The sequence below is a fragment of the Desulfobaculum senezii genome (assembly GCF_054657395.1).
Window position 1 is genome coordinate 1,401,960 of sequence record NZ_BAAHYU010000002.1, and the last position, 16,708, is coordinate 1,418,667.

Sequence of the window (16,708 nt, forward strand, 5' to 3'; positions counted from 1 at the left end):
GTACTCCAGTTTTGTCCTCAAACGGATTGATAATGTTGGTAAAACCCCGGCAGGATACACTATCCGGGCGGGGTGGAATCATGCCTCAAATGAAGTAGGGCGTCAAAGACCTTTGGCCCTAATTTTCCGCGCTCTGCGGCTGCCGCATGCCGGTGACGCAGGCCACGGCCTTGATGCCGTGCTTCTTGCCCGTAAAGCCGAGGCCTTCTTCGGTTGTGGCTTTCACGTTGACGCGGGCGGGGTCCACCCGCAGCAGCTGCGCGACATTGTCGCGGATGCGGCGGCGGTAGGTGGACAGCTTGGGCGTCTGCGCAATGATGGTCAGGTCCGCGTGGGTGATGGTCAGGGCCTCGCGGTGGGCGATGTCCAGAACCTCGGCCACGAGGACGGCGGATTCGATGTTGTCAAAGGCGGGGTCGTTGTCCGGGAAGTGCTGGCCGATGTCGCCTTTGCCAAGGCAGCCCAGCAGGGCGTCTGCAAGGGCGTGCAGCAGCACATCGCCATCGGAGTGTGCTACTACCTGCAGGTCGCCGTCGATGGGGATGCCGCCAATTTTCAGCGGGCGGCCCGGGCCGTATTTGTGTACGTCGTAGCCCCAGCCCACGCAGGGGTAGGCGACGGGCGCATTGGTGGTGAGCATGCGCAGGTCCTCCGGAGTGGTAATCTTGATGTTGCCTGCCTCGCCGGGAACGGTGGCGACGCGTTCACCGATGGCTTCCACCATGGAGGCGTCGTCCGTGACGGCGAGGTTCTGGTCGCGGCAGATGTCGTGCGCGCGCTGGAGCAGGGGCAAGGCAAAGGCCTGCGGGGTCTGACAGGCGCGCAGTTCGGCGCGGGGCAGGGTTTCGGCTATGGTGCCGTCTTCGCCCACGCGCTTGATGGTGTCCGCAACGGGGATGGCGGGGATGACGGCGTCGTTCCCGGCGTCCATGGCGGCAAGCAGTGAGGCAATGAGCGGAGCACTGGCAAAGGGGCGCGCCGAGTCGTGCACGAGGACGTGTGTGCAGTCCTTAGGGAGCATGGCGAGGCCGTTGTGGACGGAATCCTGCCGCCGCGGGCCGCCTGTGGCGACGAGGCAAGGCAGGGAAAAGTCGTCCTGCGCGGCAAGCTCCTTGACGGTGCGCGCGCCGTCCTCGGCTTCGCCCTCGGGGAAGACGAACACGAATCCGGCGATGCGGGGCACGCGGACCATGGTCCGGGCGCTTTTCCAAAAGAGCGGGGCGCCCTCATAGGGCAGGAACTGTTTCTTGGTGGCAAGCCCCGATGCGGCGAGGCGGGAGCCTTGTCCCGCGGCGAGAAGTATGGCCCAGACTGACATAGCGGTCTTCTTTGCGGTGGAAGGTGATGGATACAAAAGGGGCGCGAAGGCGATAACGCCTCCGCGCCGCCTGTCCTTGCGGAGATGGGAGTCGGACGGTAAGCCGGGTTCTGTCTCCCCTTGCGGGGCGGTCATCATTCCTCTAGGGCCATGGTTGCCCATGGCCTCCAGCAACCTACCCGGAAGCATCAGTCGGGCCGACCTCAAACGCTTCCCTATTTGGTCTTGCTCCGAACGGGGGTTACCTAGCCCGCCGTGTCACCACGGCGGCTGGTGGGCTCTTACCCCACCGTTTCACCCTTACCAGCACGGAGTGCTGGCGGTTTGCTTTCTGTGGCCCTGTCCATGGGTCACCCCACCTGGACGTTATCCAGCGTTCTGCCCTACGGAGCCCGGACTTTCCTCCCCGGCCCATGCGGGCCGCGACGATGACCTGTCCAACTCCCGAATATTGTGCGCCCGGCCATGGCCGGACTGCGGGACGCTACGCGGCGTCCGGATCGGTAAAGTGATTCGTCCAGTAGACCAAGCGCTGGCAGTTGGGGCAGCTCATGATCTGTTCACCCTTTTGCAGGTCGTTGAAGGCCTGCGGGGGGATGAGGATGTGGCAGCCGCTGCAGACGGCCTCGTCCACGGGGACGATGACCGGATGGCTGATGCGGGCGCGGATGAATTCATAGCGGCCAAGCACGCGCGGCGGGACGACTTCGCACGCGGCGGCGCGGTCCTTCTGCAGCTTGTTCAGGCGCTTTTTGGCGGCAGTGGTGCGCTTTTTGAGCGTGGTGCTGTTTTCGTCCAGCTGCTTTTTCAGCTCTGCGCCTTCTTCTTCCATGGACGTCTGGAGTTCTTTCTGACGTTCCAGCTCCTCGGCGAGGGCGACTTTCTCTTCCTCGCGGGTGCGGTTGATCTTCTCCATGTTGTCCATTTCGCGCATCATGGCGTGGTACTCGCGTGAGTTCCCGGCCATCATCAGCTTGTCCTTGCTCTTCTTGATCTTTTCTTCGTTGCTTTCGATCTCGTCGGCAAGAACGCGCTGCTGGTGCAGAAGGATGTCGGTCTTTTCCTTGACCTGGTTCAGGCGCTCATTGAACTTTTCATACTTGTCCTCGAGCGCGGCGAGTTCCTTGGGCAGGCTCTCCAGTTCATTTTCCAGGGTGATGATCTCGTCATCGACTTTCTGCAGAACGATGAGCTGCTCGATTTGCTTGAGGTACATGCTCAACGGGGTATCCTCCTCGGCAGTTGCCTTTGGCGGCCGGCTGCCGGCTGCCGTGAATGTATTCAGTCCCTTGCGTAAGGGCTGTGATCACTTGTGTCGCGTGGGCCAGGGGCCCGTATGCAGAGAGAACGGCTCCGCCCCCGGGAAGAAACGGACGGTGGTGCCGTCCTTTTCCATATCGGGGGCAAGCTCCTCGGCAAAGATGCGGGTCATAATCTCCTCAAGGGAGAAGTGCCCCACATCCACGGTGAATATATCCGATTCAAGCGCCAGATGGTACTTGATGTCGCCGGTGATGAAAACGTCGGCTCCGGTGGCTGCCGCTGCGTCAATGAGCGAGCCGCCGGACCCTGTGCAGTAGGCCACGGTTTCCACGCGCTCGGGCGCAGCACCGATGGACAGCAAAAAATCACGCTCAATCAGCCCGCCAAGGGTGGCGGCGAAGTCGTCCCAGCCAAGGGGCTGGGGCAGGCGTCCGGCAAAGCCGAAACCCGCGGGGTGCGCTTCGTCGGCGATGGTGGTCTCAATGATGGAGAGGTCCGTCAGGCCAAGGGCGCGAGCCAGCCATCCTGCGGGCCCAGCGGGCTGCACATCCAGCGAAGTGTGCGCCGCATAGAGCCACGCCCCGCGGGAGAGCACCCCACGGGCAACGTCCAAAAAACGGCCCGGAGTGTCCAAAAAGCGGGGCTGCATGCACAGGGGATGGTGGGTCAGGATGCACTGCGCGCCCCAGTCGAGAGCCTCGGCCACGGCGTGTGGCGTTGGGTCGAGGGTTACGGCGAGCTTGGTGATGTTGCGGGTTGTCCCGGCAATCTGCACGCCGCTTTTGTCCCATTCGGCCGCGCCGCAAAGCGGGGCCGAGCGTTCGATGCGGGCAATGACGTTCTGGATGTCCATGGTATCCCTCAAAAATAAAGGTGCTTCCCCTCTCTTCGCCAGGAGGAAAGCACCTGCTTATCGCATAGTGCCAGGGGAGGGCGCGGCGCTTCGGTCCTGCCTACGCGGCTTGGCCGGGGGGCGGAGCCGGTGCGGGATGCAGCGCGTTGATGCTGGGCATCAGTCTCCCGGGGCATGGTGCGTCCGGTTGCACGTATTTTTGTCAACGCACCCAAAAAGCGAAAGATTCTTCAATCGGAACACCCTATCTCATAGCAAAAAGAAACCACCCACGCAAGCTGGCCGGGGACGCTGTGTGGCGTTTCCGGTGGCCTGCGCTGCGGGCGGAGGATGCCGAGCGGACGGTGTCTATGCCATACGCGGCGGGGCGCGGTCAAGGAAAGTGTGGGATTTCGGGCGTGGGGATTGGGCTGGCGCGCGGGCACGCGCAGGGAGGGCCTCGCAGAATTTCTTTGGCATATGGCACATGTGCATACATCCGGAAATCTGCCATGGCACAACTGGCCGTAAAGCGCATGGGCGCTGTGGTCCCACGCGTGCAGCCAAACCCCAGACAAGGAGCAATGGACACATGAGTGTTGATTCCACCATCGGCAAGGTCCGCTATGAGGGAAACGGGAGTGCCCGCCGGTTTCCCGTGGGCTTTGTCTACGACGATGCCGACCACCTGCGGTGCTATCTGCGCCGCCCTGTGGGCAGCGGCAGTGGCGTTATGGAGCAGGTCGAACTGGTGCGGGGCGTGGATTATGCCCTTGAAGGCAACGGCGAGGCGGGCGAAGGGCTTGTGGAATATCCCCTCAGCGGCGACCCTATGCCCGCGGGCGAGTTGTTGACCATTCTCCAGTTTGTGCCCATCACGCAGGACCGCTCGTGGTCCAATGCCGACGCCATTGATGTGCGCGAGATTGAAAAATCCGACGACAAGCTCACGCGCATTTGCCTGCAGCTTCAGGAGGAGCTTGGGCGCTGCGTCAAGGTGGACGTGACGTCCGATGACAATCCGCGTGAATATTTGAGCAAAACCCAGCATGCCTATGCCTCGGCCCTTGCCGCGGCGGACAACAGCGCCAGCGACGCCGCCACGGCCCGCACAGCGGCGGAAACGGCCAGCCTCGCGCAGGAATCATGCACCAAGGACAAGGCCGAGGCCCGCCGCGCCAGCGATGTGGCCGCCGCAAGCAAAGTGCAGGCCCGTGTGGCGCAGGAGCAGGCCGCGCACGAAGCGGACGCGGCCCGGCAGGCCGCCGAGGCGGCAGCCCGCGCCCTTGCTGATGCGGGCGGCGCGGGGGAGCGCGTTCTGCACGAAGCCGTAATGGACCTTGTGACGGGCACGGCCTCGCGCCCGGCGGAGACGATGTGGTGCGTCACCGGACTGGATGCCCGGGCCTGCGCGCGCAAGGACACCATGGAAACGCCCTTTGGCACGGCGCTGTGCATCTGGCTGGAGGGCTTCCTGCACGGGTATGCCGCCGGCGACGAGATAGGCAGTCTGGAGGGCTTTGACGACGCCAAGCAGATAACGCTGTCGTGGGGCGGGCACCATTACCGGGTTATGCACTGCCTGTTGCACGAGCGGTTCCGCCAGACCCGTGTGACCCTGCACCCCATGTACACGTCCTATGGCTCGAATTACCCGACCAGCAGTGAAAACATGGTGCTGACGACCTGCGAGCGCTGCGCAGTGGGCAATGTGGCGCCGCATCAGCGCATCCACCGTGAGCTGTATACCTCGGACCCGGTGCGCCTGTGTCTGCTTGGGGATACGATTTGGGATGACCTGTCGCAGAACTTCGTCTGGACCACACCGCCTGACGGCATCACCATGGATGAGGACCTGACCCTGCACCTGAGCGCCGATGGCGAGGTTGAAGTGACGGCCAAGGGCACGGCGTACAGGACGCAAAACCTTATGGAGCTGGACGTTCAGCTGACGGCGGGTTCCATTCATGTGCTGATGCGGGATTCGGACGGGAACCTGCGCACGCGGGTGTGCGATATCCCGGCGGATGTAACGGGCAAGGTGCCGGTGATGCTGCCTGTTGGAGACAGAGAGGGCAGCATTGTCATCCGGACCGGCGCAGGGGGCGCGCAGGGGACTGTGAAGGTGCTTGGCATTTGGCAGACCCTGGGCAAGGACGTCAGCCCCATGCCGCTTATGCAGGGGGAGATGGAGCTTGAGTGCTCCGAAGGCGTTGTCTGGCACAAGGGCGACGGAGAGTACTACGCCGACTACGCGACCGAAGGCCCGCACATTGTGCGCCTGCCCGGAGCGCAATGGGGGCTGAGTACCGGCACAATGTATTGCATGCAGGTGCGCATGCCAAAGTGCCCCGGACGTGCGAATCTTCGGACCTCTCAGGCGCAAACCTTGGGCCGCCAGTTCGGAGAGGATATGCTGTTCACCTATACCCTTGAGTGTCCGCCGGACAAGGACATGTATCTGTGGCTGGACGGTCCGGGGCGGTACAGCATCAGCGAGTTCCATTTCTATAAGGCGCCCGCCTTTCCCTTTGCCATGCCGGGGCGGCTCAATGCGGGGGGATTCCTCGGCGGGGAGTTGGTCCCCGCAGGCGTCGTCCCTTGCGCCGACGGGGGCGGTACTGTGCGCCTGCGCCCCGGTCGCGGTATGGACCCCGCAGCTACAGGAGCGCTTCGCTTTGTGGGCAATCGCGGGCAGGCATGGCAGGGGAATGTGGACGGTGCGGGCGCTTTGGCCTGCCGCCGCGACCTTGACGCGGCAGAGTTGGAATTTGCTGTGGGGGAATCGCTCCAGTGGCTGGATTTCGATACGTTGGACCATGCCCTACGAAGCTGCGTGCTGTCTCATGAGGGGCGGGCGCGGCATCGGGCGCACCAGCCTGTGGACGTCCGGGACTTCCCGGTACTGCTGCCGGGGCGCAGCGTGTGCGGCGTGATGGATGCCCGAGACGGTTTTGGCGGTGGCCTGCTGGCGGAGTTGTTTGACGTCCATCCCTCAACGCAGGGACAGGACAATGCCGGCCTGCGCAGCGCGGCGGTGCACCATACGCGGCTTGGGGCCGGGAAAAGACTGCCCTGCGACGGCGCGCCGTGTGTGGAGTATGCCGCTATGCCCGGCGGCGCGTTTGAGGCGGGGGTGGCCCTGTGGCCGTTTTTGTCGGTGAAGGACGGCGAGTATTGGCTGGTGTGTCTGTGGAAGGAGGTCCGCTGCGCACCCCTTGGCGGCGGCGACATCGCCGCGCATGACGCGGGCGTGGTGGTTGTTCCTGAGAGCGGCCCCTTGCAGGGGCAGAGCATCTGGGCGGGCACAGCGGCGGCAGCGGCCACCAATGCGGCGCTTTTCCCCTTGCCGGATGGAGGCGTTGGCGTGATGAAGAACGGCCTTCTTGAGCCCTTGGCGGAGCACCGCATTATTGGGGGCAGGGCGCTGGACACGGGCACGATGACCGCCCGGGCGGGGAGCCGGGTTGTGCTTGTGGACGACGGCTTTGGGCACATGGTGCACGCGGGCAGCCTTGGCGCGCCCCTTGGCATTACGGCCACATCATAATGCGGGGAGGCCCGCGCCGCACAAATGGCAACGCCGGACTGGAGCGAGGAACTCCAGTCCGGCGTTTTTTCGGGGGAGGACGTGCCCGAGGTTAGAACGTGCCAGTCAGCTTGTAGATGCCGAACTCATGATGCCCAAGGCTTTCGGCCTTGGTCTTCACGCCGTTGCAGGCCTTGACCACAGCGTCAAAGAGCTCCTCGCCGATTTCCGGCAGGGAGGCGCCGTCGGTGATGATGCGGCCAGCGTTAACGTCGATGTTGTCGGGCATCTTGGCGTAGGTTTCGGGGTTGCCCGTCACCTTAACGACCGGCGCGATGGGATTGCCGGTAGGCGTGCCACGACCGGTGGAGAAGACGACGACCTGTGCGCCGCCGGCCACCATGCCGGTGATGGAGTCGATGTCCTGACCGGGGGTATCCATAAAGTACATGCCGTGTTTGTCTGCGGCGGGAATCTCGGCGTAGTCCAGCGCGCCCTTAAAGGGGGCGGTGCCGGCCTTGTACATGCAGCCGAGGGACTTTTCCTCGATGGTGGACAGGCCGCCGACCTTGTTGCCCGGGGTGGGCTGGCCGCTGCGCAGATCCTCGCCCATCATGATGGCGCGGTCTTCCACGCTCTTGACCTGAGCAAGGAACTTGGCGCGCTGGTCGTCTTCCTCAAAGCGCGCGGCGATGAGATGTTCCGCGCCGATGACTTCTGTGGTCTCGCTGAGGATGGCGCTGCCGCCAAGGTCGATGAGCTTGTCGGCCACGTAGCCGATGGAGGGGTTGGAGGCGAGGCCGCTGGTGGGGTCCGAGCCGCCACATTCCATGGCGAGGGTGATTTCGCTGATGTCAAACTCCACCTGCTCCTGCTGGGACAGCTCGCGCGCCATGGGGGCCGCAAGCTCAGCGCCCTTGGCAATGGCCTTCAGGGTGCCGCCGCAGTCCTGAATAACCACATGCTCCACGGGCTTGCCCACCTTGGCGATGTCCTCGGCCACGGCGCTGGCCTGCACGCCGTCACAGCCAAGGCCAACCACCAGCACAGCGCCCACGTTGGGGTTCAGGCCAAAGCCAGTGATGGTCTTTTGCGTCAGGGCAAGGTCGGAGCCAATCTGACAGCAGCCGTGCTGGTTGGGGATGGCCACCGCGCCGGGAACCTGCGCGGCGATTTTGAATGCCGTATCCGCCGCGCACACGGAGGTGGGGATGACCAGCAGGTGGTTGCGGACGCCGTATGTGCCGTTAGCTCTTTTGTATCCGTAAATGGTCATTGCGCTCTCCTTTAGGCGTTGTTTTTGTCGCCGCGGCCGCGGGTGCTTTCGATGTTGTGAACGTGGACGTGGTCGCCGGCGGCAATGGCCTGCGTGGCGTCGCCGATGATTTCGCCGTACTTGTAGCAGAGGCCGCCGACGGGGATGTCCGCGATGGCAATCTTATGGAACACGGGGATGTCCATGGTGGCGGTCACGGTGATGTCGTCGATGGTGATGGTTTCGCCTTTGTGAATGGGGCGCAGGCAAGTGACGACGTTGTCCTTGCTGCTCATGTGCAACGCTGCATTCATGGGAGTGTCTCCTTGTGAGTAGGGTTCATGGCCGGGTGGCGAACCACACGGCGTTAAATGACGTAGGGCTGCCGTTAGGCGTGGGCCGTGAGAGTGGTCTGGGCCTTACGCCGCTCGTACCTGTCGAGGAAGGTGACAAGCAGGGGGCAGAGGATGGCGGTGACGATGACGGCGGCGGCAACCTGTACCGTTGCCACGGCGGCCACAGCGCCAATGGTTGGGTCTGCCGCGGCAATGGCGGCGGGGGTGGCGGCGGAGTTGCCCGCACTGGTGCCAACGGCCGCGCCAACCTGCGGGGTCTTGGAGCGGATGAGCTTCATGGCAAAGTAGCCGGCAAGACCGGTGATAAGGGTGTTGGCCACGCCAAGCAGAATGCCGGGAGCGCCAGCGGTGACGAACTGGTTCAGGTTCAGCGCCGCGCCAAGGGGGAAGGCAAAGAAGGGAATGGTGATGTCCACCGCGGGGGCGAGCCAGTCGCGCAGTTCGGTATCAAGGTTGCCGACAATGCAGCCAACGATGATGGGCAGTACCGCACCCAGCAGCATAACCAGCGGAATTTCGGCCAGTCCGGTCATGCCGAAGGCCAGCATGGTGAAGAAGGGGCCGTCGTTGATGGATAGAATGGACAGGGCGCCAACGTCGCTGGAGTCGCCAAATTCACCGGCCAGCGCGGCAAAGAGACCGCTGTTGGAGTTGGTCAGCGAGGCAACGACGGCAAGGGGGACGATGCCCATGATGCCGGCCGGACCGCACAGCTTGCTGACAAGGACGCCGAGCAGCGCGCCGAGGGCCACCTTGGACGCCGTGAGCGCGGCGCCCTTGGCGAGGGGAGTGCCCACCTGCCGGACATTGATCTGTGCGCCGGTACAGAACATAAAGAAGGCCAGAATAGGCATGGCGCCGTCTTTCCAGAGGTAGGTGCTGAAACTGCCAAGTTCCAGAAAGCCGGGAAAGAAGGTGTTGACGATGACGCCCAACAAGAGGGGGACGATCATCAACCCGCCAGGAATTTTCTTGATTGAAGCCAGGATACGCATTGCAACTCCTCCAGAATTATGAATTTCCCGGAGCAGTAACAATATGCGTGCCGAAGTGTATTCGGTTTATATTTCAGATACTTACAAGGTTGGCAGTGTGTGACGTTTCATTTTGCGACGCTGCGAGGTCGCAAAATGAAACGAATGTCGCAATATGAAACCGCTACGGCTTGAGGTGCCGCCACAGAGTGGAGCGGCTGATGCCGAGGATGGTGCACGCCTCTTGGACATTGCCGCCTGTGCGGTCAAGGACGCCGCGCATGTAGGTGTGCATCATGGTGCGCATGCTGGGGAGGGCGTCCAAGGGGGCGTCTGGGGCGGGAAGGGGAGAGCAGGCGGCCGGGGCGGCGGATGCTGTGGCCGCGGCGGCAAGGGGCGAGGTTTCGCCCTCCAGCGCCTTGGCGACGCTCCCGAGGATGACGCTGCGCTCCATCAGGCCCTTGAGCTCGCGCACATTGCCCTTGTAGGGGCGCGAGGTCAGCTGGGCGCAGGTTTCTGGTGCCAGCCGGGGCACGGGTCTTGCGTATTTGGCGGCGTACCGGGCCAGAAAGTGCTCCGCAAGGCGGATGATGGCCCGGGGGCCAAGCTCGCGCAGCGATGGCAGGTGCAGGGTCAGGACGTTAATGCGAAAGAGCAGGTCGCGGCGGAATTTTTCCTCCTCCACCATCAGCTCCAGTGGCCTGTTGGTGGCGCAGATGATGCGGACATCCACGGGAATAATCTTGTCACCGCCGATGCGCATGATTTGATGCTCCTGCAAAACACGCAAAAGCCGCCCTTGCAGTTCCAGCGGAATTTCGCCGATTTCATCCAGAAACACCGTGCCCTGATGGGCGAGCTCAAAGATGCCCGCCCGGCCCTTGCGCCGCGCGCCCGTGAAGGAGCCACTCTCGTGCCCGAAGAGTTCCGCCTCAATAAGTGAGGGCGGAATGGCCGCGCAGTTGATGGCGACAAAGGGACCGTTGCGGCGTGGGCTGGCATTGTGCAGGCTCTGGCAGAACAGCTCCTTGCCGACGCCAGATTCGCCCGTGACAAGGAGCGGCGTGTCGTACAGGGCATACTGTTTGCCCTTGTCGATGCACTCGGCCATTGCGCCGGAATCGTGGATAATGTCGTCAAAGGTATGCTTGGCGGTGAAGCCTCTGTCCGAGAGCTCGCGCCGGATCTTTTGCTCCACGCTTTGGACTTCCGTCACGTTCTGGATCGTCGCCACCGCGCCGACGACTTCCTCGCCGATGAGGACGGGGGCGCGGTTCACCACAAGGTTGTTCCCCTCAATGGTCAGCACCTGTCCCACACTGGGGGTGACGTTTTCCAGCGTGAGCAGCAGTTCGCACTGGGGGATGGCGTCGTGCAGCATGCGGCCGAGGACAGCCTCCTTGCGCACGCCAAAGATGCTCTCCGCCGCGTGGTTGAAGATGGAAATGCGCCCGCCCTCGTCAATGGCGATGATGCCCTCGTGCACAAAGTCCGTCACGGTGAGGATTTGCTGGGCGCGCTGCTGGCGGCTGCGGATGGAGGCGTAGAGCTTGCGCGCCTCCTGTATGGAGCGGTGGATGGAGCTTTTTTGCGAGGTAATCTGGATGCCGAGGTGCCCCAGCTCCTCGGAGACGGTTTTGACGTTGGAGTCGCCGATAAAGGTGGTGATGCCCGCCTCGCGGTAGCGGGCAATGGCTGTGGCGATGTCATCCTTGCGCTGGAGTTCGATCTTGACGATGTTCATGGGCAGCAGGGTTTTGAGGATGTCGAACCCGTAGATGACGTGGCTGTGCCCCACAACGCCTATGGATTCCTCCTGCCCAATCTGGCTCATAATGGGCGCGAGGCTCTCTACAATGTCATACGCGCTGACCGGTATCTCCACCGCCGGGATGTCCAGCTCGTTTTCAATCATATTATAGGTCCACCCGCGCGACACAACGACGGACGCACCCTGCGCCTGCCCCTTGCGGGCCATTTCCAGCCCTTCCTGCATGGTGGCGAGGACCACGTCTACATCACCGTATCCGTATTCCTGAACAATACGGACCGACTTGTCATAGACGTCCTGAAGGGGGGCGACGACGAGGATATCTTTCATGGCAGACCTTGCGGAGTGATAACGCGTTGAGGGTGAGGCTGACGCTGCGGCGCACTCTGGGCGCAGCGGGCCGCATGGCAAAGCCTTCCTGTAGACCGGTGTGGAACAAATGTCGATGCGTGGGGGGCGCGATGTGGCATGAGCACCAAGGCGTGCTTGAGGAGGGCAGACGCGGACGAACCTTGTGTGCCCAGCCACTTCGTATTGGATAACCGGGATGAGGCGGGAAGTTGCGGGAGGTTATGAGGGGGGGGGGATGTTTCGAGATTAGGCTGTATGCTTGGGTAGCAAGAGGGTAGCAAAAAGGGTTTGGAGTGATTAAGAAATCTCTCCAAACCCTTGGGATTGCTGGTGGACCAAGTAGGATTCGAACCTACGACCATCCGGTTATGAGCCGGGGGCTCTGCCAACTGAGCTATTGGTCCCTTTGATGTGCGAGCGGGTTCTATAGCTGCAAGAATTCCGCTATGTCAAGGATTTGGTCGCGAGGGACAGGAGTTTTTCCTGTTAGGAAGCGGCTTCCTTGGCGGTTTTCTTCACGTGGTTTATGGCTTGGCGTGCGGCAAGCGCGCCTTCGCCAACGGCCACGGCTATTTGCAGAAAACGTCCAACGCAGTCGCCCGCGGCGTAGATGCCGGGGAGGTTGGTGCGCTGGTTCTCGTCGCTCTTAATATAGATGCCCTCGCGCTCAAGGCCAAGGGTCCATGCAAAGTCACTGGCCGAGGCCTCGCCCATGGCGATGAAGATGCCGTCCACGGCAATGCTTTCGCCGTCGTCAAAGATGGCGCGCTCCAACGCGGGAGAGCCTTCAAGGGTGGTGACTTTCTTTTCAATGATGGGGATGCCCGCTTCGTCCAGCCGGGCGCGGAAGTCGTCGGTCATGGTCAGCGCCTTGCCCTGCGAGCACAGGGTGACGTCGCTGGTGTAGTTTTTGAGCTCAAGGGCCTGATTGACGGCGTAGTTGCCTTCGCCCAGCACCATCACGGGCTTTTGCTTGTAGAAGAAGCCGTCGCAGCTGACGCAGTAGGAGATGCCCTTGCCGTCGTAGTCGTCCAGATTGGAGATGCCGGGGCGCACGCGGGAAACGCCAGCCGCAAGGATGACGGAGCGCGCCATAAAGGTGCTGTGCTCGGTTTTGACCTCAAACGCGCCGTCCATGCCATGATGGATGCCCAGCACGCGCTCGGTGACGAGGTCCGCTCCGAACCGCTCGGCCTGCTGCCGCCCGCGGGCCATGAGTTCGGAGCCGGTGACCGTCTCGTCAAAACCAAAGTAGTTGTCGATGTCGTATTCCCCGTCAATTTTCGGGGGCATGCCGACAACGACTGTCTTTATGCCAGCGCGGGCCGTGTAGATGGCGGCCGAAAGACCGGCCGGACCTTGGCCCACGATGAGCGTGTCCACAGATTGTGCAGTCGGGAACATGTCAACCTCCCGGAGTTGTTTGTCAAAGGTACCGGATAGGATAAGACATGCCCCGCTTCTGTCAACCGCCTTCCGCCGCAGGGCGACGCGCCGCGCGCGGCGGAAGGGAGCGGAGACGGATTACGCGTACTGCTGGGTCTGCGGCAGCGGCTTCACGCGCCGCGCAAGGTAGATAAAGGGCGTGTCCAGCGCCGCCACAAAAGCCTTAAAGAGGTACGTCGTAAAAACGATTTCCCAAAAGACATTCATCTCAAACACGCCCCAGAAGGCGATGAAGCAGAACACCACGGAGTCCAGCAACTGGCTGACAAGGGTGCTGACGTTGTTGCGCAGCCACAACAGCTTGCCGCCGGTGCGCTCCTTGAGCCTGTGGAAGGCCCAAACGTCGTGGGACTGGGAGATGATGTAGGCCGTGAGGCTGGCAAGGGCCAGACGCGGCATGAAGCCGAAGATGGCCTCAAGGTGCGGCTGGGCGAAGTCCTGCGGCGAGGGAGTAAACTGGAGCGCCAGCTGCATGTAGCCCGTCATGATGACAAGCGACACAAAGCCGAGCAGAACGCCGCGTTTGGCTTCCTGCTTGCCGTAAAACTCGCTCAGGAGGTCGGTGGACAGATAGACGCTGGCGTACAGAATGTTGCCAAGCGTGGTGGTCAGCCCGAAAAGCTCCACAGTCTTGATGACCTGAAGGTTCCCGAGGATGAGGTTGAAAACGATGAGGGCGTACAGCCCCGGACGACCAAAATGCCGGAACAGGAGGACCACGAGAGACAGGTCAACCACGGCAAAAGAGAGCCAAAGAATCTCGTTCATTGTTGTCTCCGGAGTTAGATTTAGAAGGAGGGCGGCCTCCTTCCCGGCGGGATTGCCGGACGGCGGGAGTAGTATCCCCCTTGCCGCTGGTGGTCAAGTCTTCGCTTGCCTCTGCACGCACTGTACACGAAAAGGGCCGCGACACGAAGTGCCGCGGCCCGGTGTGGTTTTGTGAGGGATGAAAGGGTTAGTAGCCCGTTTCGCTCTGTTCCTGCCCGTCGTCCTTGGGGCAGCCGCGCGTGGTGCAGACCATGTTGCGGCCCGAGGCCTTGGCCAGATACAGCGCGCGGTCGGCCTGACGCAGGATGTCGATATTCTTGCGGAATCCGCCCGGGGCGAGGGAGGCGACGCCGATACTGGCCGTTACCGTAAAGTCCCGCCCTTTGTGCGAAAAGCGCATGCGGGCAATCTTGTGGCGCAGGCGTTCGGCAAGGTTCCACGCCTTGTCCTCGCTGGTGTGCGGCAGGATGACCGCAAACTCCTCGCCGCCGTAGCGTGCGGGAAAGTCCATGGAGCGCAGCGTTTCCTGAAGCAGCGCGCCAACCTCGCGCAGGACAAGGTCGCCCGCCTGATGGCCGTAGGTGTCGTTGATGGCCTTAAAGTGGTCAAGGTCCAGCATCAGCAGCGAGATTTCCTGATGATAACGCTGGGCACGCTTAAGTTCATCCACCAGATGTTCGTCAAAATACTGACGATTGTAGATGCGGGTCAGGCCGTCGTGGTCCGCGCGGATTTTGACCTCGCGGTAGAGCAGGGCGTTTTTGAGGGCAAGGCCAAGGTGGTTGACTGCGGAGTGCAGCACGTCGCGCTGTTCCTTGCCAAGGCGGACCGGCTCCTTGGTGAGCAGGGCCAGACAGCCAAAGTCGATGCCGCCCGCCTTGAGCGGCAGCAGAACAACCTGCCCGGGGCGCGGCGAGAGGTCTTCGCCCTCGTCGGTTGTGGCGGCGTCCATCAAAAAGGTGAGCTGGTAGCTGTCCACATGGCTGCCGGACAGCTTGGCCGCCGTTTTGAGCATGAGTTCCACCCACGCTTCCTGCACGGTGTTGTGCTCATGGAAGGCGAGGAACAGTTCGGCCTCGATGTTCTCGCGGCCGTTTTCGGTCCAGAAGATACACTGCGCGGCCTGTACCGGCATCAGCATGTTCAGGTCCTGCCGGGCCTGCGCAAGGATGGTTGCGGGGTTCAGGCTTTCCACGGCGCGCGTCATGATGCGGTTCAGAAACAGCAGGTAGCTGTTCTTGCGGGAAAGAATCTCACGTTCAAGGGAGATTTCACGCGTCATGCGCATAATGTCGTCATAGAGGTTATGCACCTCAATGCCCTTGACGAGGGTGTCCTGAATGCTGGCGGTCTTCAGCGGCGAGGTGACCATGGATAGAAATCCGTGGTCCAGAAAGACCTCCGGCGAGGGCGCGTCCGCATTGGCACCGACAACCATGACCTTCTGCGTGGTCTCCCAATCAAGGATGGCGGCCTTGCGGTCGTCGTCCAGCGTGGTCCAGACGCCATAGTCTATCCAGACGAGAAAGGGCTGTTCGCGTTCAACCTGTCCGTTTTCGGGCAGGGCGGAGCCGGGCCAGTTGAGCAGTGTGTAGCTGTCTCCGGCTTCGGCTTCTATTTTTTTACGGTCAATGTCGTTGAGGCCAAAGCCCCAGAGGACGGTGCGGTTGTCATTATGTTGCATGTGCGGTCCCCGCTAATGATGGAATGGAGTTCCTGTCTGGAGGCCAATGAAGCAAAAACGGGGCCAATGGCGGGGAATGCCGCATAACGCGCGGGCTTGGCGGGGGGCGGCGGCGAGGGGCCTTGTGTCGCAGAGTCCGGGGAGCGTTGAATTTTTGACGCTGGGGCGCAGTGAAAAGTTCCTTTTTTCTGGTATGGTGGAAGTGAGGAGTCATCACCACCTGCCGATACGGGGCGGACGGATTTGCCCCCATATCCCTAGGCCAGAATGAGGAGAACCCGCGTGAGCCCCCGCATTTCGGTCATTATCCCCAACCACAACTACAGCCGGTACCTGCCGGAACTTTTTGCCTCTCTGCGCGCGCAGAGTGTCGGGCTTGGCGAGGCGGAGGTGCTGTTTGTGGACGACGCCAGCACGGATGATTCCGTTACCGTGGCGCGGCGCGAGGGGGAGACGCTGGGCGCGCTTGATTTCCGCCTGCTGCGCGTTGCGCGGCAGGGGCGGCCCGGCCTGGTGCGCAATGTTGGCCTTGCTGCGGCCCGCGGGCGGTATCTTTTGTGCATGGATTCCGATGACGTGCTGGAATCCCGTTTCCTGGAGGCAACACTTGCCGCCCTGAAGCAGGACCCGCGCGCCGGACTGGCGTACACGGACCTTGTACGCATAACGCCGGACGGGACGCACTATGTGGCCTTGCCGGAGTGCACCCTCGACGTGCTGCGCCAGCAGAATGTGGTGTCGTCCATGGTGCTCCTGCGCCGCGAGGCGTATGAAGCCTGTGGCGGCTTCCGGGGCGACACGCTGTACGAGGATTGGGACATGTGGCTGCGCATTGTGGCCGCCGGGTTCACGGCCGCGCATGTGCCCGAGGCGCTGTATGTGTACCGCGTGCACGGGGATAGCTTCACGTCCGGCGCGGTTCTGCGCGATGCACAGGCCAAGGCGGCCATTGTCCTTGCCAACAGGCAAGTGTTTCCGGCCACGGTGGCGGCGTGGGCGCGCGGCGTCATGCGCGGCGAAGCGTGGGCGGCGCCGTTTGGGCGCGGGCTTATTCCACGGGCAGAGGATGTGCGGCGGCTGAGGCAGATAGCGCAGGACGTTCTGCGTAGGCGGCTGGAGCGCAAGCCCTAGCCGGAGAGTGACCATCATCCGCGGATGAAC

General features: G+C 62.5%; 12 protein-coding genes, 1 tRNA gene and 1 other RNA gene. 2 read left to right on the forward strand and 12 right to left on the reverse strand.

The window, feature by feature from the left end; genetic code table 11:
• Positions 1 to 118: 118 nt before the first annotated feature.
• The 4 genes from ispD to ACYQ2T_RS07125 all read right to left on the reverse strand — a co-directional run bounded on the left by ispD (position 119) and on the right by ACYQ2T_RS07125 (position 3,434).
• Positions 119 to 1,318, reverse strand: coding sequence for a 2-C-methyl-D-erythritol 4-phosphate cytidylyltransferase (gene ispD, locus ACYQ2T_RS07110; protein WP_459899601.1), 1,200 nt, complete (start codon positions 1,316 to 1,318; stop codon positions 119 to 121).
• An 83-nt stretch (positions 1,319 to 1,401) separates the two neighbouring features.
• An RNA gene (gene rnpB / locus ACYQ2T_RS07115) (RNase P RNA component class A) lies at positions 1,402 to 1,763 on the reverse strand.
• 39 nt (positions 1,764 to 1,802) lie between these two features.
• Positions 1,803 to 2,534 (reverse strand): zinc ribbon domain-containing protein, encoded by a 732-nt coding sequence (locus tag ACYQ2T_RS07120; RefSeq protein ID WP_404844749.1) that lies wholly within the window; start codon positions 2,532 to 2,534, stop codon positions 1,803 to 1,805.
• Between the two features lie 90 nt (positions 2,535 to 2,624).
• Complete coding sequence (locus ACYQ2T_RS07125) at positions 2,625 to 3,434, reverse strand: Nif3-like dinuclear metal center hexameric protein (protein ID WP_404844750.1); 810 nt, start codon at positions 3,432 to 3,434, stop codon at positions 2,625 to 2,627.
• Between the two features lie 571 nt (positions 3,435 to 4,005).
• Between ACYQ2T_RS07125 and ACYQ2T_RS07130 the strand changes: the two genes are divergently transcribed.
• Positions 4,006 to 6,963: a hypothetical protein gene (locus ACYQ2T_RS07130; protein WP_459899602.1), complete on the forward strand. Its 2,958-nt coding sequence runs from the start codon at positions 4,006 to 4,008 to the stop codon at positions 6,961 to 6,963.
• A gap of 91 nt (positions 6,964 to 7,054) precedes the next feature.
• Here the strand turns inward: ACYQ2T_RS07130 and ACYQ2T_RS07135 are convergent, their stop codons facing one another.
• The 8 genes from ACYQ2T_RS07135 to ACYQ2T_RS07170 all read right to left on the reverse strand — a co-directional run bounded on the left by ACYQ2T_RS07135 (position 7,055) and on the right by ACYQ2T_RS07170 (position 15,547).
• On the reverse strand, positions 7,055 to 8,218 hold the full coding sequence (locus ACYQ2T_RS07135) for a UxaA family hydrolase (protein ID WP_459899604.1): 1,164 nt from the start codon (positions 8,216 to 8,218) through the stop codon (positions 7,055 to 7,057).
• An 11-nt stretch (positions 8,219 to 8,229) separates the two neighbouring features.
• Positions 8,230 to 8,511 (reverse strand): UxaA family hydrolase, encoded by a 282-nt coding sequence (locus ACYQ2T_RS07140; protein WP_459899605.1) that lies wholly within the window; start codon positions 8,509 to 8,511, stop codon positions 8,230 to 8,232.
• Positions 8,512 to 8,585: 74 nt separating this feature from the next.
• A complete protein-coding gene (locus ACYQ2T_RS07145) occupies positions 8,586 to 9,548 on the reverse strand; it encodes a 2-keto-3-deoxygluconate permease (protein ID WP_459899607.1) in 963 nt (320 codons plus the stop codon).
• Between the two features lie 163 nt (positions 9,549 to 9,711).
• Positions 9,712 to 11,628 carry a sigma 54-interacting transcriptional regulator gene (locus ACYQ2T_RS07150; protein ID WP_459899608.1) on the reverse strand — a complete coding sequence of 639 codons (1,917 nt, stop codon included), beginning with the start codon at positions 11,626 to 11,628 and terminating at the stop codon, positions 9,712 to 9,714.
• 349 nt (positions 11,629 to 11,977) lie between these two features.
• Positions 11,978 to 12,053: transfer RNA gene (locus ACYQ2T_RS07155), tRNA-Ile, on the reverse strand.
• Between the two features lie 82 nt (positions 12,054 to 12,135).
• Complete coding sequence (locus tag ACYQ2T_RS07160; protein WP_459899609.1) at positions 12,136 to 13,053, reverse strand: NAD(P)/FAD-dependent oxidoreductase; 918 nt, start codon at positions 13,051 to 13,053, stop codon at positions 12,136 to 12,138.
• Between the two features lie 120 nt (positions 13,054 to 13,173).
• Positions 13,174 to 13,863: a queuosine precursor transporter gene (locus ACYQ2T_RS07165; protein ID WP_404844757.1), complete on the reverse strand. Its 690-nt coding sequence runs from the start codon at positions 13,861 to 13,863 to the stop codon at positions 13,174 to 13,176.
• Between the two features lie 187 nt (positions 13,864 to 14,050).
• The gene (locus ACYQ2T_RS07170) at positions 14,051 to 15,547 is read right to left on the reverse strand and encodes a GGDEF domain-containing protein (protein ID WP_459899611.1); all 1,497 of its coding nucleotides are present in this window, start codon (positions 15,545 to 15,547) and stop codon (positions 14,051 to 14,053) included.
• A 282-nt stretch (positions 15,548 to 15,829) separates the two neighbouring features.
• Here ACYQ2T_RS07170 and ACYQ2T_RS07175 point away from each other — a divergent pair, with 282 nt between their 5' ends.
• Complete coding sequence (locus tag ACYQ2T_RS07175) at positions 15,830 to 16,678, forward strand: glycosyltransferase family 2 protein (RefSeq protein WP_459899612.1); 849 nt, start codon at positions 15,830 to 15,832, stop codon at positions 16,676 to 16,678.
• The last annotated feature ends 30 nt before the right edge of the window (positions 16,679 to 16,708 follow it).

What these genes read in the sequence shown, in the direction of transcription:
- ispD (WP_459899601.1), bottom strand. Translation starts at nt 1,318, where the DNA reads ATGTCAGTCTGGGCCATACTTCTCGCCGCGGGACAAGGCTCCCGCCTC.
- ACYQ2T_RS07120 (WP_404844749.1), bottom strand. Translation starts at nt 2,534, where the DNA reads ATGTACCTCAAGCAAATCGAGCAGCTCATCGTTCTGCAGAAAGTCGAT.
- ACYQ2T_RS07125 (WP_404844750.1), bottom strand. Translation starts at nt 3,434, where the DNA reads ATGGACATCCAGAACGTCATTGCCCGCATCGAACGCTCGGCCCCGCTT.
- ACYQ2T_RS07130 (WP_459899602.1), top strand. Translation starts at nt 4,006, where the DNA reads ATGAGTGTTGATTCCACCATCGGCAAGGTCCGCTATGAGGGAAACGGG.
- ACYQ2T_RS07135 (WP_459899604.1), bottom strand. Translation starts at nt 8,218, where the DNA reads ATGACCATTTACGGATACAAAAGAGCTAACGGCACATACGGCGTCCGC.
- ACYQ2T_RS07140 (WP_459899605.1), bottom strand. Translation starts at nt 8,511, where the DNA reads ATGAATGCAGCGTTGCACATGAGCAGCAAGGACAACGTCGTCACTTGC.
- ACYQ2T_RS07145 (WP_459899607.1), bottom strand. Translation starts at nt 9,548, where the DNA reads ATGCGTATCCTGGCTTCAATCAAGAAAATTCCTGGCGGGTTGATGATC.
- ACYQ2T_RS07150 (WP_459899608.1), bottom strand. Translation starts at nt 11,628, where the DNA reads ATGAAAGATATCCTCGTCGTCGCCCCCCTTCAGGACGTCTATGACAAG.
- ACYQ2T_RS07160 (WP_459899609.1), bottom strand. Translation starts at nt 13,053, where the DNA reads ATGTTCCCGACTGCACAATCTGTGGACACGCTCATCGTGGGCCAAGGT.
- ACYQ2T_RS07165 (WP_404844757.1), bottom strand. Translation starts at nt 13,863, where the DNA reads ATGAACGAGATTCTTTGGCTCTCTTTTGCCGTGGTTGACCTGTCTCTC.
- ACYQ2T_RS07170 (WP_459899611.1), bottom strand. Translation starts at nt 15,547, where the DNA reads ATGCAACATAATGACAACCGCACCGTCCTCTGGGGCTTTGGCCTCAAC.